Source organism: Mycobacterium sp., assembly GCF_036488105.1.
GTDB lineage: Bacteria > Actinomycetota > Actinomycetes > Mycobacteriales > Mycobacteriaceae > Mycobacterium.
Genome location: NZ_DASXHW010000516.1, coordinates 1 through 13982, shown reverse-complemented (window position 1 = coordinate 13982; position 13982 = coordinate 1). Strand labels below are relative to the sequence as shown.

Genomic DNA, 13982 nt, shown 5'->3' with positions numbered 1-13982 from the left:
GTTATCTAAATCAAAAGCCAAGTCTGCCAAGCTGTTTAGGGTCGCGCTGCCAGTTCTTGGCAACCTTGACGCGCAGGTCGAGATAGACCTTGGTGCCCAGCAGCTTCTCAATCTGCGTGCGTGCGGCGGTACCCACCTCACGCAGCCGCGCCCCGCCCTTGCCGATCACGATGCCCTTCTGGCTGTCCCGCTCGACGAACAGCACGGCATGCACGTCGACCAGGTCGTCGCGTCCCTCGCGTGGATTCACCTCGTCGATCAAAACCGCCAGCGAATGCGGCAACTCATCACGCACGCCTTCCAGCGCGGCTTCCCGGATGAACTCGGCCATCAGAACTTCCTCGGGCTCGTCGGTGAGCTCGCCGTCGGGGTAATACGGCGGTCCGGGCGGCAGTGCGGCAACCAATACATTGATGAGCACGTCGACTTGCTCGCCGGTGGCCGCCGAAACAGGAACAATCTCCGCGGTGTCGCCGACCAGCTCGCTGACCGCGACGAGCTGGGCAGCCAGCTGATCCTTGGGAACTTTGTCGATCTTGGTGACAACGGCGACCAATGTTGTTCTGGGCGCAATGGATCGGATCTGCTCGATGATCCACCTGTCCCCCGGTCCGATCGCCTCGTCTGCAGGGATGCACAAGCCGATGGCGTCGACTTCGCTGTAGGTGTCGCGGACCAAGTCGTTGAGCCGCTTGCCCAGCAGGGTGCGTGGACGGTGCAGCCCTGGCGTGTCGACCAGGATGATTTGGAAATCTTCTCGGTGCACGATGCCCCGAATCGTGTGCCGGGTGGTCTGCGGCCGGCTCGACGTGATCGCCACTTTCGAGCCGACCAGTGCGTTGGTCAAGGTCGATTTGCCGGTATTTGGCCGCCCGACGAAACAGACGAAGCCGGAACGGAATTCAGTCATTTTCCGCACCCACCACTTCCGCGCGGCTGAGCAGCACGGTGCCGATGCGGACCCGCCCGCGGTGGTCGGGCCCACCCTCGGCATGCAACAACAGGCCGTGCGATACCACCTCGGAGCCCGGTAGCGGAACGCGACCCAGCTCCAGGGCCAGCAGCCCCCCGACCGTGTCGACGTCGAGATCCTCCTCAAATTCCACGCCGTACAGCTCGCCGACGTCTTCGATCGGCAGTCGCGCCGAAACCCGAAACTTGTTGTCACCCAGCTCTTCCACGGGTGCGACCTCGGCGGCGTCGTACTCGTCGGCGATTTCACCGACGATCTCTTCCAGTACGTCCTCGATCGTCACGAGGCCGGCGATCGCGCCGTATTCGTCGACCAGCAACGTCATGTGGTTGCGGTCGCGCTGCATTTCCCGCAGCAGCTCATCCAGCGGCTTGGAGTCCGGCACGAACACCGCTGGTCGCATCACCTCGCTCACCACGGTGTCGCGACCACCGGGTGACGAGTAATAAGCCTGCTGGACACAATCTTTCAGGTACACCACGCCGACCACGTCGTCGACGTTCTCACCGATGACCGGGATGCGGGAGTGCCCGCTGCGCACCGCGACCGATGTCGCTTGATCGACGGATTTGTCGCTTTCGATCCAGATCATCTCGGTGCGCGGCACCATCACCTCGCGGGCCGGCGTATCCCCGAGTTCGAACACCGACTGGATCATCCGCCGCTCGTCGGCGGCGACCACACCGCGTTGCTGCGCCAGGTCGACGACTTCACGCAACTCGATCTCGGACGCGAACGGCCCATTGCGGAAGCCACGGCCAGGCGTCAGCATGTTTCCGAGGACGACCAGGATCCGGCTGATCGGGGCCAGCAACACCGAAATCACCTGCAGCGGTAAGGCTGACACCAGGGCAATGGAGTAGGCGTTCTGGCGGCCAAGTGTTCGCGGACCGACGCCGATGACCACGAAGCTGACCACCACCATGACGACCGCGGCGATCAACAGCCCCCATTCGCGGCTGACCGCACGGTAGAAAAACTGCGCCAGCAGCACCGTCGCGCTGATCTCGCAGACGATCCGCAGCAGTACGACCAGGTTGATATACCGAGGGCGATCGGTCGTCACGTTGGCCAAACGCACCGCACCGGGCCGCTCGTCGCGAACCAGCTCTTGCACCCGCGCCATCGACACCGTACTGATCGCGGCGTCGATGGCGGCGAACACGCTGCCCAGACAGATCAGCACGATCGCACCGAGTAGCGAAGCGGAGCTGTTCAATTCACAAAATACCTTGAGATGGCGGTTTGATCCTTCATGTATTTGAGCTGCAGATTTGTAAGCCGAGTCAAAGATATCACAGAGCACATCGTATATATGTCATGATATTTGCATGGACTTGACTTCGCCAGACCTCGCGGCGCTGCTGCCCTCCTGGCGCGTGGCGTTGACCGCCGAGCACAAGTCCCCCGGCACCATCCGCACCTACACGGACGGGGTCAAGAAGTTCCTCCGCTGGTGCGCAGACACCGGACAACCCGCTGAGCTGTCGAGATCGAACGTTCAGGCGTTCCTGGCCTATCTGATTGGCGACGGGCAAGAGGGAAACACCGCCCGGTCCCGGGACCTTGCGCTTAAGCGGTTCGCGGCGTGGCTGCTCGATGAGGGAGAGATTACCGCTAACCCGCTGATCGGTCTGAAACCTCCGAGAGCGGATCAGAAGGTGGTCCACGCGCTCACCGACGACGAGCTGAAACGGCTTATCCGCGCGTGCCAGGGCAAGTCCCTGGTGGACCGCCGCGACGAGGCGATTGTGCGACTAATGCTGGAAGCCGGTCTGCGGGCGGGTGAGGTTGTGGGGCTGCAGGTTTCGGATGTTGACATATCCCGGGGACTGGTGACCATCACTCGCGTCAAGGGCGGCAAGGGCCGTGTCGCCCCCTTTGGGCCGCAGACCGCGCAGGCACTCGACCGCTACCTTCGGGTTCGCCGTTCCCATCGGCTGGCCGATGCGGGAGCGTTGTGGGTTGGCGGTGGCGGCAAGCGCTTTCGCTATTTCGGCCTGAATGCTGCCCTCAAGATTCGGGCCGAGGCTGCAGGTATCGAGGGTTTCCACTTGCATGTCATGCGGCACACTGCCGCCACTCGCTGGCTGCGCGCCGGCGGGTCTGAGCAGGGTTTGATGAGTGTCGCTGGCTGGCAGACGAGATCAATGCTCGACAGGTATACGAGTGCGTCGGCTTCGGAGCGGGCTGCGGAGGAGTCGCGGAAACTAAATCTCGGGGATTTGTAATCCCCCGTCACGCCCGGATTTGCGGCTGCCGCGTCGAAGGGAAGGGCCGGGGTAGCTCTCGGGCTTAAGTTTCTTTACCTGAGAAGACCGCCGCACGAGGGAACTCGCCGCCGGCCCTTCCGACCGTCCAGTATACGCCGTAACCCCTTGCGGGCGCCGCGACACAGCCGCGCGGTCGCCCTTCCTCTGCTTGGACCGCGCAGGGCAGTCCACAAAATCCGTCACAGCTACCTTAAAGATATTTCGCACCACAACGTGCGCGCTTGATCTCGTTTTTGCAGGTCCGACACAACGTTAGCTGGCCTCAATTCTCGAAATACCTTGATTTGTCTAACAACCGCTGGTCGCGGTCGTGTTGGCGCTGCTGACGATAGAACTGGACTTGGTCGGCGACCCACTCCTCGAGCAGGCGGTGCTGCAAGGCGAACATCTCTTTGGCCTCGTCAGTTTCGGCGTGGTCGTAGCCCAGCAGATGCAGGAGGCCGTGGATTGTCAGCAGCGCCAGCTCATGCCCCAGCGTGTGACCGGCAGTGTCGGCCTGTATTGCGGCGAATTCGGGACACAGCACGATGTCGCCGAGCATCGCCGGTCCCGGCTCCGGTGCGTCGGGACGACCACCCGGCTCCAGCTCGTCCATCGGGAAGCTCATCACGTCAGTCGGGCCCGGCAAATCCATCCAGCGCATGTGTAGATCAGCCATCGCAGCCATGTCCAACAGCACCATCGACAGCTCGGCCGCGGGATTGACGTCCATCTGATCGATGACAAACCTTGCCACACTGATCAATTCGGATTCGGAGACGTCGATTCCGGATTCGTTGGCGACTTCGATGGTCATGACGCTGTCACCGACGACTGCGTGCGCTCGGGGCCCGTCGCTCGGCCCGGTTCATCCTCAGCCCGGGCTCTTCGTGTCGCGCATACGCGTCGACGATTTCGGAGACCAGCCGATGGCGGACCACGTCGGCACTGGTCAACTCAGCGATGTGAATGTCGTCGATGCCGTCGAGGATATCGACCGCCGCGCGCAGACCCGACCTGCCGGGGCCCGGCAGGTCGATCTGCGTAACATCCCCGGTGACAACGACTTTGGAACCGAATCCCAATCGAGTCAGAAACATCTTCATCTGCTCGGCGGTGGTGTTCTGAGCTTCGTCGAGGATGATGAACGCGTCGTTCAAGGTTCTACCCCGCATGTAGGCCAGCGGCGCCACCTCGATAACCCCGGACGACATCAGCTTCGGGATCAGTTCGGGATCCATCATGTCGTGCAGGGCGTCGTAGAGCGGCCGAAGGTACGGGTCGATCTTCTCGCTCAGCGTGCCCGGCAGAAAGCCCAGTCGCTCACCGGCTTCCACCGCCGGCCGGGTCAGGATGATCCGGGTGACCTGTTTGGCCTGCAGCGCACTGACCGCCTTGGCCATCGCCAAGTAAGTCTTGCCGGTTCCGGCCGGGCCGATTCCGAACACGATGGTGTGGGCGTCGATGGCGTCGACGTACCGCTTCTGATTGAGCGTCTTGGGTCGAATCGTCTTACCGCGACGGGACAAGATGTCCAGCGTCAGAACCTCGGCCGGTGACTCGTTGCCGGTGCCGACCAGCATCGCGACGCTGTGCCGCACCCCCTCCGGGGTCAGCGGCTGCCCGCCCGCCACGATCGCCATCAGTTCGGAGAGCGCCCGCTCGGCGAGCGCGACGTCAGCGGGTTCGCCGGACAGCGTCACGGCGTTGCCGCGCACATGCAGATCCGCGGCCAGCAGTCCTTCGAGGGCGCGCAGGTTTTCGTCGGCGGAACCGAGCAGGCCCATGACGAGGTCGGGCGGAACGTCGATGCTGCTGCGAACCGGAGATGTGGACGGACCAGCAGCGTTGGTTTCGCGAGGCGTCACGTGCGTCCTAGTGCCTGCCTTCTGTGGTGTAGCCAGCGGGTTAGCGTGTCGAGTCTACCGCCGGTCGGTTGACCAACCCAATGGTCAGCCGCTGGGTGACCCACGTTCGGACTGTTCCCACCGCGGCGTCAACACGCCCAGTGCGCCCAGTGCGACGGCGGCCGCGGTCGAGGTGCGCAGCACGGTCGGGCCCAGCCGAACGGCGATGGCACCGGCGGCCGCGAACCCGGCCAACTCGTCGGGAGCGATGCCACCCTCGGGACCCACTACCAATGTCACCGACTTCGCTTGCCCCACAAGCTCATCTGTCAGCGATCCCTCGGCGGACTCGTGCAGCGCGAGCACCGTGCCGCCGAGGCCCACCTCGTCGACGATCCGCTGAGTCAGCGCAGCAGTCGACAGCACGCCGTCGACCGACGGGATATACGCGCGACGGGATTGTTGTGCGGCGGCGCGTGCGACCGCGCCCCAGCGCCGCAGACCCTTGTCGGCGCGGGCGCCCTCCCAACGGGCCACGCAGCGTGCGGCCTGCCAGGCCACCAGCGAATCGGCGCCGGCTTCGGTGGCCAGCTCGATGGCCAGCTCGGAACGCTCGGATTTCGGCAGCGCCTGGACCACAGTCACCGCTGGCTGGACCGTCGGCACCTGCCATCGCTCCACGACCCGGGCCCGCAGACCGTCGCGGCCGGTCTGCTCGACAACGCAGCGGGCCAAACCGCCGACGCCGTCGCCGAGCACCAGCTCCTCACGTGGGCGGATGCGTCGCACGGTGGCGGCGTGGAAGCCTTCGTCGCCGTCCACGACGGCCAGCTCACCGTCGTCGGGCAGCGCGTCGATGTAGAAGAGGCCAGGCAATTAGCGCCCGGTAAAGGTTTCACGCAGCCGGCTGAACAATCCGCCGTTGGTGGCGGGCGCGTGGGTCGACCGAACCTCGGCCACGTCACGGCCGCGGCGGCTCTTGAATTCGCGTAGCAATTGGGCGTCGTCGTGGTCGAGCCGATCCGGCACCACGACCTCGACGTGCACATGCAGGTCGCCGCGCGCGCCAGAACGCAGATGCGGCATCCCGTGGCCGCGGCGGGTCGTCACCGAGCCGGGCTGGGTGCCCGCCGGGATGGTGATCTCGGTCAGGCCGTCGAGGATGGCGTCCACGGTCACCGTGGTGCCCAGCGCCGCATCGACCATCGGCACCGAGATCGTGCAGTGCAGGTCGTCGCCGTCGCGCACGAAGATGTCGTGCGGCTGTTCGTGAATCTCGACGTACAGGTCGCCTGCCGGTCCCCCGCCAGGCCCGACCTCACCCTGACTTGCGAGCCGGACCCGCATTCCGTCGCCGACGCCCGCGGGGATCTTGACGGTGATCTCCCGGCGAGCCTGCACCCGCCCGTCGCCGCCGCACTGGTGGCACGGGTCGGGAATGACTTCGCCGACGCCCCGGCAGGTCGGGCACGGCCGCGCAGTCATCACCTGGCCGAGGAACGAACGCTGCACGGATTGCACCTCGCCGCGACCACCACAGGTGTCACAGGCAATCGGCGACGAGTTACCGTTGGTGCCGCGGCCCTGGCATCGGTCGCAGAGCACCGCGGTGTCGACGGTGACCTGCTTGCTGACGCCGGTCGCGCAGTCCGCCAGATCAAGTCGCATCCGCAGTAGCGAGTCCGAACCCGGCCGGACCCGTCCGACCGGGCCGCGCGACGTCGCGCCCCCGCCGAAGAACGCCTCGAAGACATCACCCAAACCGCCGAAGCCACCGAAGCCACCTCCTGCCGCCGCGGCGTTTGCCAGCGGGTCACCGCCCATGTCGACGATGCGCCGCTTGTCCGGGTCGGACAGCACCTCGTAGGCGACGCTGATCTCCTTGAACTTCGCCTGGGCGACCTCATCGGGGTTGACGTCGGGATGCAGCTCGCGGGCCAGCTTGCGGTACGCGCGCTTGATCTCCGAGTCGCTCGCGTTTCTGCCCACGCCGAGCAGAGCGTAATAATCGCGTGCCACGCTTGACCTTCCTTGGGCCCTTAGGCCTCGTTCGTCCGTGCAACGACGGCCACTAATGAATTGTGCCTGGAATGCGCCCTCATCGCGTACCCAGCACTTCGCCGATGTACATCGCAACCGCAGCGACACTAGCGATAGTTCCCGGATAGTCCATTCGGGTAGGCCCGAGCACGCCCATCCCGCCGTAGACGGTGTCGAGGGTGCCGTAGGTGGTGGACACCACCGAAGTGCCCACCATCTGCTCGGCCTCGGTCTCGTGCCCAATGCGAACGGTCACTTTGCCGGCTTGTTGCTGGGCGGCCAGCAGCCGCAAGACGACGACCTGTTCTTCGAGTGCTTCCAGGATCGATCGCAGCGAACCGCCGAAGTCGGCGGTGTTGCGGGTCAGGTTGGCGGTGCCGCCCAGCAGCAGCCGCTCTTCGGTGTGCTCGACCAGCGACTCCAGCAGCACCGTCGCCGAGCGGCCGACCGCATCGCTGAGGCTCTTGGACTGGCCGCCCCGGCCTTCGAGGTGGGCGGCCAGGTCAGCGACGGCGACGGACGCCGCTGAGAGCTTTTTGCCGTCCAGCGCCTGGCCGAGCATCTCGCGCAGCTGGGACAGCTGGTGATCGTCGATGACGTCGCCGAGCTCGACGACGCGCTGATCCACCCGGCCGGTGTCGGTGATCACCACCATCAATAGCCGGGCCGGGGTCAGCGCGATGACCTCCAGGTGCCGCACCGTCGACGTCGACAACGTCGGGTATTGGACGACGGCGACCTGACGGGTCAGTTGGGCCAGTAGTCGCACCGCGCGACGCAGCACGTCGTCGAGGTCGACGCCGGACTCCAGAAAACTTTGGATGGCACGCCGCTCGGCGACCGACAGCGGTTTGACGTCGTCAAGGCGGTCGACGAACTCGCGGTAGCCCTTTTCCGTCGGTACCCGGCCCGAGCTGGTGTGCGGCTGAGTGATGTAGCCCTCGGCCTCGAGGACGGCCATGTCGTTGCGCACCGTCGCGGATGAGACACCGAGGTTATGCCGGTCGACCAGCGACTTCGAGCCGATCGGTTCCTTGGTGGCGACGAAGTCGGCGACGATCGCGCGCAGCACCTCAAAGCGGCGCTCGTCGGCAGTTCCCATCTCGATCGACCCTCCTAACCCTGACCAGTTTACGGGGGTCACCAGCAACTACTGCCCCGCGCACGCCACACCCGCCCGCACGGTGCTCGCGATAGCCTTTCCTGCATGGCCGCATCGGGGAGAGCCGCGCCGGATACGAGCCGCGGATGATTTTCAAGGGTGTGCGCGACGGCAAGCCGTACCCCGAGCACGGCTTGTCCTACCGGGACTGGTCGCGAATTCCCCCTCGACAGATCCGGCTCGACGAATTGGTCACCACCACGACCGTGCTGGCGCTTGACCGCCTGCTCTCCGAGGACTCCACGTTCTACGGCGATCTCTTCCCGCACGCCGTGAAGTGGAAAGGCGTCTGCTACCTCGAAGACGGCCTGCACCGGGCGGTGCGCGCGGCGCTGCGAAACCGCACGATCCTGCATGCGCGGTTGCTCGATCTGGATGCGGTCACCCAGCACGCCGACCAGGTTTGACCTCCGAGCTCAGTTGACGGCCGAGGCCGCCTGCACCAGCGCGAGCGCGGAGTCGTGCTGCAGCACCCAGGTTCCGCCCTGATCGATGAACACCAGAGGCTTCTCGACCGGACCGGCGAACTTCGGTCCGGTGATGGCGACGTCGGCTCTGACGCCGTTGCCCGGAATCGGCTGGATGTTGCTGACGGCGAACTGCTCGGGAAAGTTTCCGTTGCGGAAGGCTTTGCGCAGGTCGTGGTCGGCAACGTGGCCCTCGTTTGGCGGGATTCCGTTTTCCACCAGGCCGACTTTGGTCTCGTAGCCCACGCCGGGATCGGTGACGCGGTTGCACACGTCCGACAGCTGTTCCGGGCTGGGCAGCGGCGGCTGGCCCGGCGCGGGTGGCGGCGGGTCGAGCGGTGCGCTGAACACAACAGCCGTCACCTGCGGTGCGGACGCGTAGCCGGAGGCCAGTGACGTTAAGCCGGCCGCGGCACCGCCGATTGTGGCTACCGCCGCCACCCCGGTGGCAAGCAATTTCACGGTCATCGTTGTCCCTTCGATTTGGACCTGATCATCGGTGTCATTCTGCTGGTCACCGCCTGATCTGTAGTGACCCTAACCCTGGCGTGTCGTATCGCCGGTTGCTTTACATCAAAGCCACTTGAAAGCAGCGCTGGCAAGTAACCGGTGGCAGACGCCCCCACGTAGCAGCCCAAGTCGAGGCCGGCCATCTCGTCCGGATTGATGCCGCTGTTTCCAGAGCCCGCCGCAAATCCGTCCTCAGCCACCGGCATTCACCTGCGCGGCGACGGCTTCGATGTGATCGTCGAGGAAGAAATGTCCGCCGTCGTACCAGGACAGATCGAACGAGCCGGCGGTGTGTTCCTCCCAGAGTTGAAGTTCCGCGGCATCGACGCGGAGGTCACCGCGGGCGCCCAATACCGAAATGTCGGCAGAGATTTGAATTTCGGGGCTACAGGTATAGCGATTGATCGCCGCATAATCGGCCCGCACTGCGGTGACCAACAGCTCGGCAAACTCTGGGTCCGCCAGCAGCTCGGCATCTGTCCCACCGAAATCGACGATATCGACGATCAGATCGTCATGGCTGGTGGGCAGATCAGGCTTGGCTTCGACGGCCGACGGCGCCGGAGCCGCCGACGCCCAGAGCCGTTCCACTGCGACGCCGCGAGATTCGGCGATCCTGGCGAACTCGAAGGCGACGACCGCGCCCATGCTGTGACCGAACAGCCGCAGCGGCGCCACCTGGCGCCACGGACCGGCGACGAACAGACCGCGGGCCAGGTCCTGGACGGTCTGGGCGGCGGGCTCGCGGAGCCGTTCGGCGCGCTGCGGATACTGCACGATGTACGTGTCACCCGCTGCGGCCAATGCAGTTGCCAGCTTGCGATAGCCCACGGCCGCTCCGCCGGCATGCGGAAACACCACGGTTACGCCCGCGCGACCCCCAGCGTTGCGCCCGGGCACCCGCTTGATCCAGGTCGGGAATTCCTTTTTCGGCACTGCTGTCAGGTTGTCGAAAATCATTGCACCACTTCATTTCCAGCGATCGCGGCCGCAACTTGTCCGGCGTCCATGTGGATGACTTCCAGGTACAACTCGGCGACCTGAACGCCTATCTCGGCCAGCGCGGCGTCGCTAGGCAAGCACGGCCGGGGTGCTGAGCGCGATGGCTACGTTACCGACCACACCGGTCGGCAAGATCGACAAGAAGGCGATCAGCCGGCAATTACAGTCTTAAGATTCGGCAGCCAGATTCATCGGGTTCGGACAGAGATTACTTACCTTTCGCTACTAACCTCAACATCATGAAAACAAGTGTTGACAGCAATTCGCCTGCGGTAAATGGCCGCGTCGAGGCGAAGCGGTCATTCTTGTCAACCGCCCTCTCGGTGCTTGCCGCCGGCGCGACTTTTTTCGGAGCCGGAGCAGCGTTGGCCTCTCCGTCCAGCATGAGTCTCGGAGATGGCCTGCTAGCGTTCCACGTCGAGTAACTCGGCACGCAGTCGCTGATCGACTAGCGACGCTTGGCGCGTAGTCGCTGGACCTGTCCGTAGGTGTCGATCGGGCTGTGCAACGCCAGACCGCCGTCAGCCAGGACGGTCTGCCCTGTCACCCAACCCATCTCGAGGACCGCGACGATGGCCTCGGCGACATCATCGGCCTCACCCGAGCGGCAGAGCGCGGTTCGCTGAATCAGTCCGTCTAACCATCCGGGCAGCTGCTCAGCCTGGGCCAGCATGGGTGTTCGCGTGACGCCCGGCCCCACCGCGTTGACGCGGATGCCATGCGGCCCCCACTCGCTGGCCGCGACGCGGACCAGCATGTCCACGCCGGCCTTGGAAACGCAGTAGGCGCCCATGTCGCGGTCGGCGACGGTGCCGCTGATGCTGGACACCGCGACGATGGATCCGCCGCCGCCGTTGTCGATCATCGCCTGCGCAACCGCCCGCATCGTCAGCCAGGTTCCGGTGAGGTTGACGTCGATCACTCGTTTCCAGTCGGCGGGATCCTGCGCGATCAACATTCCGGAGGCACCGACACCTGCACACGCGACCAGACGATCCGGCACCCCGACGCTGGCCAGGGTTTGCTCCAGCGCAGCAGACACTGCGTCGGGATCGCTGATGTCGCAGGCGATGTCGCCGCCGCGGAGGTCCCACGTGATGACGTCGTGGCCGGCGCTCCGCAGCCGGTCGGCGGCAGCGCTGCCGATGCCGGAGGCGCCGCCCGTCACGATGGCGGTCACCGTGCGGGCCCGATCAGCTCGACGCGGACGCCGTCAGGCGCCGTGATGACAGCCATCTGAACCTGCTTTCGGTGTGGTGCGGGCACGACAATCTGCCGGACATCATCGGCGAATCCCAGGTCGGCCAGTCGACGAAGTGTCGGCTCGACGTCACGGTTCAGCGAGACCAGAAAGAACCCGGCCGCGGGCCCGGCGATCGATTCGTGCTGCGGTGCCGGATTGTCGAACACGACCAATTCGACGATACCGGTATCCGGCGCGCTGGGGTCGCCGAGAAATATCGACCGCAGGGTCTCGGTTCCGGCGTCGAACAGGGTCGGCCAATCACCGGTGAATTCATGGTCGAAGAGCACCGTGAGACCCAGGCCGTCCTGCCAAAAGCTCAGTGCACGTTCGACGTCGGTGGTCACGATAGCCGTGTGATGAACACCGGTCATGCGTTGCCAGCCTCTGCCTTGAGTTGCGGACGGGTGTCGAAGATGTCCAGGTCAACCGCGGCTAGTCGCTGCGCGAACATGCTTCCGCTGTAGGGGTATTGGGTCACCATCTTGCCGCTCGGGTGGCGAAAGTAGTTGCTGCAGTTCGCCGCCCAGACAGTGGTGTCCAGCGCCGCCTGGATCTCGGCGTTGAATGTGTCGTGCGGGCCGCGTTTGATCTCGACTGCTTCGATCGCATCTCGGCTCATCGTGTCGAGTAGTCGCCGTACAAACTCGGCCTGCGCCTCCAAGATGTAGATCATCGAGGTGGTCCCGTTGGTGTTCGGCCCGTACAGGGTGAACAGATTCGGATAGCCGGGCACCACGGTGCCCAGATACGCTTCGGCACCGTCACGCCAGTCGTCGTGAAGTCGCCGGCCACCGTTGCCGTAGACATCCAGATTGCTCAGATAATCGGCGGCCTTGAAACCGGTTCCGAAGATGACGGTGTCGGCCCGGTGCTCGACACCGTCCGCCGTGCGCAGACCTTGTTCGGTGAAGGCAACAATCGGAGCGGTCTCCAGGGTGACGTTCGGTAGATCGAATACCGGAAACCACGTCTTCGACTGCAGCGGCCGCTTGCAGCCAACGGGATAGTCCGGCAACAACTTCGAGCGCAACCGCGGATCGCTGACCTTTTTCATCAGGTAGTTGTACGACATCTCGGTCAGCATCTTGGTCATGTCGGATTCGACATCGAAATCGGCCACTTCGTACTGCTGGAACGCAGCATCTCGAACCTTCAGTGCTTCGGCGGGATCGTTCGCGAACAACTGTTGCTGCTCGCTGGTGAAGGGGTCGTCGATCCGCGGCGCCACCCAGATCGGGGTGCGCTGGAATACGGTCAGATGCTCGGTGTCCGCGGCGATGGCAGGCACGTACTGGACAGCGCTCGCGCCGGTGCCGATCGACGCAACCCGTTCTCCCGCCGTCGATTTCGAATGATCCCACTGTGACGAGTGAAAAACTCGCCCACCAAAAAGCTCCCGGTCGGGAATTGTCGGGATATTGGGGACATCAAGCATGCCGACCGCGCTGACGACAACGTCGACCTCATGCCGACTCCCCTGCGCGGTCTCGATCGCCCATTGCGAGTCGGCATCAGACCATCGGACCGATGTCACGGCGGCGCCGGCTTTCAGGTGCCGACCGAGCTGGTGGTCGGATGCGACCCGCTCCAGATAGGCGAGAATCTCGGGCTGGTTCGCGTAGGTCTTACTCCAGTAGGGATTCAGCGCAAACGAAAAAGAGTAGAAGTGCGACGGTACATCACACGCCGCACCGGGGTAGGTGTTGTTGCGCCACGTTCCGCCAAACCCGTCGCCGCGTTCGAAAATGGTGAAATCGTAGTCTCCTTGGGCCAATTGGATACCCATGGCGATACCGCCGGGGCCGGCCCCGACTACGCCGACTCGCGGCTTACGGAGGGTGACGGCGGCCATACCTGGCCATGTTACATATCAAGTCTCATATGTAAAACGCCTATCGCGGAGGTGGCGCTCACCGGCGCTCCGGAGCAGATGCACGCGGCCTTGGAGATCAACATCCCCAACTACGCGACGGCAATCCTTTCGGCGGAAGAAATCCGCGAGGCCATCTCCACGTCGACCGCCTGACGGTCAACTCCCGGCGGGCACGTTGGCGAATCCCGGTTCTCCGCCGTCGACAACTGAATTGAACCGGAAGCGGGTCTCGAGACGCTCGCTGATGTCTTGGACCGCGCTCTCGGGAATCGCGGTGACATCGAAATTCTCGTTGATGCGCGTCGGGTTGACCGATGCCGTCAGAACCGCGCTGCCACGTTGGATGCCCCACGCCAAAAGCACTTGCGCCGGCGTTTTTCCCAACCGCTGCGCGATCGAGACAATCAGCGGATCGTCGAGCAGTCGCGGCTCGAGCGCGTGCCCAAGCGAAGCAAACGCCAACAGGATGATCCCGTCCGTCTCGCGCAGTTGATGCAGTTCCCACTGAGGGTGGTATGGATGCGACTCGACCTCGACCACGGCCGGCTTGATCCTGGCGGTGCCGGCGATCCGCTTGGTGCCTTCAACGTCGATGTCGGAGAGCCCTATC

Annotated in this window: 17 protein-coding genes and 1 pseudogene; 4 read left to right on the top strand and 14 right to left on the bottom strand. The window is 64.5% G+C overall.

Annotated elements, in window-relative coordinates; genetic code table 11:
• Positions 1 to 10 precede the first annotated feature (10 nt).
• Positions 11 to 910 (bottom strand): GTPase Era, encoded by a 900-nt coding sequence (era, locus tag VGH54_RS27330; protein WP_331515261.1) that lies wholly within the window; start codon positions 908 to 910, stop codon positions 11 to 13.
• The gene (locus tag VGH54_RS27325) at positions 903 to 2192 is read right to left on the bottom strand and encodes a hemolysin family protein (RefSeq protein ID WP_331515260.1); all 1290 of its coding nucleotides are present in this window, start codon (positions 2190 to 2192) and stop codon (positions 903 to 905) included. The genes era and VGH54_RS27325 overlap by 8 nt, the downstream gene beginning before the upstream one ends.
• A gap of 112 nt (positions 2193 to 2304) precedes the next feature.
• On the opposite strand from VGH54_RS27325, the gene VGH54_RS27320 reads away from it, so the two are divergent.
• Entirely contained in the window at positions 2305 to 3204 is a 900-nt protein-coding gene (locus tag VGH54_RS27320) for a tyrosine-type recombinase/integrase (RefSeq protein WP_331515259.1), read from the top strand.
• Between the two features lie 304 nt (positions 3205 to 3508).
• On the opposite strand, the gene ybeY is transcribed toward VGH54_RS27320, so the two are convergent.
• The 5 genes from ybeY to hrcA all read right to left on the bottom strand — a co-directional run bounded on the left by ybeY (position 3509) and on the right by hrcA (position 8214).
• The gene (gene ybeY, locus VGH54_RS27315; RefSeq protein ID WP_331515258.1) at positions 3509 to 4042 is read right to left on the bottom strand and encodes an rRNA maturation RNase YbeY; all 534 of its coding nucleotides are present in this window, start codon (positions 4040 to 4042) and stop codon (positions 3509 to 3511) included.
• A 7-nt stretch (positions 4043 to 4049) separates the two neighbouring features.
• Positions 4050 to 5093, bottom strand: coding sequence for a PhoH family protein (locus tag VGH54_RS27310; protein ID WP_331515257.1), 1044 nt, complete (start codon positions 5091 to 5093; stop codon positions 4050 to 4052).
• Positions 5094 to 5177: 84 nt separating this feature from the next.
• Complete coding sequence (locus VGH54_RS27305) at positions 5178 to 5948, bottom strand: 16S rRNA (uracil(1498)-N(3))-methyltransferase (protein ID WP_331515256.1); 771 nt, start codon at positions 5946 to 5948, stop codon at positions 5178 to 5180.
• Positions 5949 to 7091 carry a molecular chaperone DnaJ gene (gene dnaJ / locus VGH54_RS27300; protein WP_331515255.1) on the bottom strand — a complete coding sequence of 381 codons (1143 nt, stop codon included), beginning with the start codon at positions 7089 to 7091 and terminating at the stop codon, positions 5949 to 5951.
• A 79-nt stretch (positions 7092 to 7170) separates the two neighbouring features.
• Positions 7171 to 8214, bottom strand: a complete 1044-nt coding sequence (gene hrcA, locus VGH54_RS27295; protein ID WP_331515254.1) for a heat-inducible transcriptional repressor HrcA — start codon at positions 8212 to 8214, stop codon at positions 7171 to 7173.
• A 146-nt stretch (positions 8215 to 8360) separates the two neighbouring features.
• Between hrcA and VGH54_RS27290 the strand changes: the two genes are divergently transcribed.
• On the top strand, positions 8361 to 8681 hold the full coding sequence (locus tag VGH54_RS27290; RefSeq protein ID WP_331515253.1) for a type II toxin-antitoxin system VapB family antitoxin: 321 nt from the start codon (positions 8361 to 8363) through the stop codon (positions 8679 to 8681).
• Positions 8682 to 8690: 9 nt separating this feature from the next.
• Here VGH54_RS27290 and VGH54_RS27285 read toward each other — a convergent pair whose 3' ends face one another.
• The 3 genes from VGH54_RS27285 to VGH54_RS27270 form a co-directional block, all read right to left on the bottom strand.
• Positions 8691 to 9209 carry a hypothetical protein gene (locus VGH54_RS27285; protein ID WP_331515252.1) on the bottom strand — a complete coding sequence of 173 codons (519 nt, stop codon included), beginning with the start codon at positions 9207 to 9209 and terminating at the stop codon, positions 8691 to 8693.
• A gap of 234 nt (positions 9210 to 9443) precedes the next feature.
• Entirely contained in the window at positions 9444 to 10211 is a 768-nt protein-coding gene (locus VGH54_RS27275; RefSeq protein ID WP_331515251.1) for a thioesterase II family protein, read from the bottom strand.
• On the bottom strand, positions 10208 to 10330 hold the full coding sequence (locus VGH54_RS27270; protein ID WP_331515276.1) for a hypothetical protein: 123 nt from the start codon (positions 10328 to 10330) through the stop codon (positions 10208 to 10210). The genes VGH54_RS27275 and VGH54_RS27270 overlap by 4 nt, the downstream gene beginning before the upstream one ends.
• Between VGH54_RS27270 and VGH54_RS27265 the strand changes: the two are divergent.
• Positions 10277 to 10425: pseudogene (locus VGH54_RS27265) on the top strand (hypothetical protein); the annotation flags it as partial. The gene VGH54_RS27270 and the pseudogene VGH54_RS27265 sit on opposite strands and share 54 nt — an antisense overlap.
• Before the next feature lie 276 nt (positions 10426 to 10701).
• On the opposite strand, the gene VGH54_RS27260 reads toward VGH54_RS27265, so the two are convergent.
• The 3 genes from VGH54_RS27260 to VGH54_RS27250 are packed head-to-tail and all read right to left on the bottom strand — an operon-like array spanning position 10702 to position 13351.
• Positions 10702 to 11433, bottom strand: a complete 732-nt coding sequence (locus tag VGH54_RS27260; protein WP_331515250.1) for an SDR family oxidoreductase — start codon at positions 11431 to 11433, stop codon at positions 10702 to 10704.
• A complete protein-coding gene (locus tag VGH54_RS27255) occupies positions 11430 to 11870 on the bottom strand; it encodes a VOC family protein (RefSeq protein WP_331515249.1) in 441 nt (146 codons plus the stop codon). The genes VGH54_RS27260 and VGH54_RS27255 overlap by 4 nt, the downstream gene beginning before the upstream one ends.
• Positions 11867 to 13351 (bottom strand): NAD(P)/FAD-dependent oxidoreductase, encoded by a 1485-nt coding sequence (locus VGH54_RS27250; protein ID WP_331515248.1) that lies wholly within the window; start codon positions 13349 to 13351, stop codon positions 11867 to 11869. The genes VGH54_RS27255 and VGH54_RS27250 overlap by 4 nt, the downstream gene beginning before the upstream one ends.
• Positions 13352 to 13402: 51 nt before the next feature.
• On the opposite strand from VGH54_RS27250, the gene VGH54_RS27245 reads away from it, so the two are divergent.
• Complete coding sequence (locus tag VGH54_RS27245; protein WP_331515247.1) at positions 13403 to 13525, top strand: hypothetical protein; 123 nt, start codon at positions 13403 to 13405, stop codon at positions 13523 to 13525.
• Between the two features lie 3 nt (positions 13526 to 13528).
• Here VGH54_RS27245 and VGH54_RS27240 read toward each other — a convergent pair.
• On the bottom strand, positions 13529 to 13982 hold a 454-nt coding region (locus VGH54_RS27240; RefSeq protein WP_331515246.1), incomplete at its 5' end, for an aldo/keto reductase.

Excerpts from the sequence above, each read along its gene's own strand:
- VGH54_RS27255 (WP_331515249.1), bottom strand. The coding sequence starts at position 11,870 with ATGACCGGTGTTCATCACACGGCTATCGTGACCACCGACGTCGAACGT.
- VGH54_RS27290 (WP_331515253.1), top strand. The coding sequence starts at position 8,361 with ATGATTTTCAAGGGTGTGCGCGACGGCAAGCCGTACCCCGAGCACGGC.
- VGH54_RS27320 (WP_331515259.1), top strand. The coding sequence starts at position 2,305 with ATGGACTTGACTTCGCCAGACCTCGCGGCGCTGCTGCCCTCCTGGCGC.
- era (WP_331515261.1), bottom strand. The coding sequence starts at position 910 with ATGACTGAATTCCGTTCCGGCTTCGTCTGTTTCGTCGGGCGGCCAAAT.
- ybeY (WP_331515258.1), bottom strand. The coding sequence starts at position 4,042 with ATGACCATCGAAGTCGCCAACGAATCCGGAATCGACGTCTCCGAATCC.
- VGH54_RS27250 (WP_331515248.1), bottom strand. The coding sequence starts at position 13,351 with ATGGCCGCCGTCACCCTCCGTAAGCCGCGAGTCGGCGTAGTCGGGGCC.
- VGH54_RS27275 (WP_331515251.1), bottom strand. The coding sequence starts at position 10,211 with ATGATTTTCGACAACCTGACAGCAGTGCCGAAAAAGGAATTCCCGACC.
- hrcA (WP_331515254.1), bottom strand. The coding sequence starts at position 8,214 with ATGGGAACTGCCGACGAGCGCCGCTTTGAGGTGCTGCGCGCGATCGTC.
- VGH54_RS27285 (WP_331515252.1), bottom strand. The coding sequence starts at position 9,209 with ATGACCGTGAAATTGCTTGCCACCGGGGTGGCGGCGGTAGCCACAATC.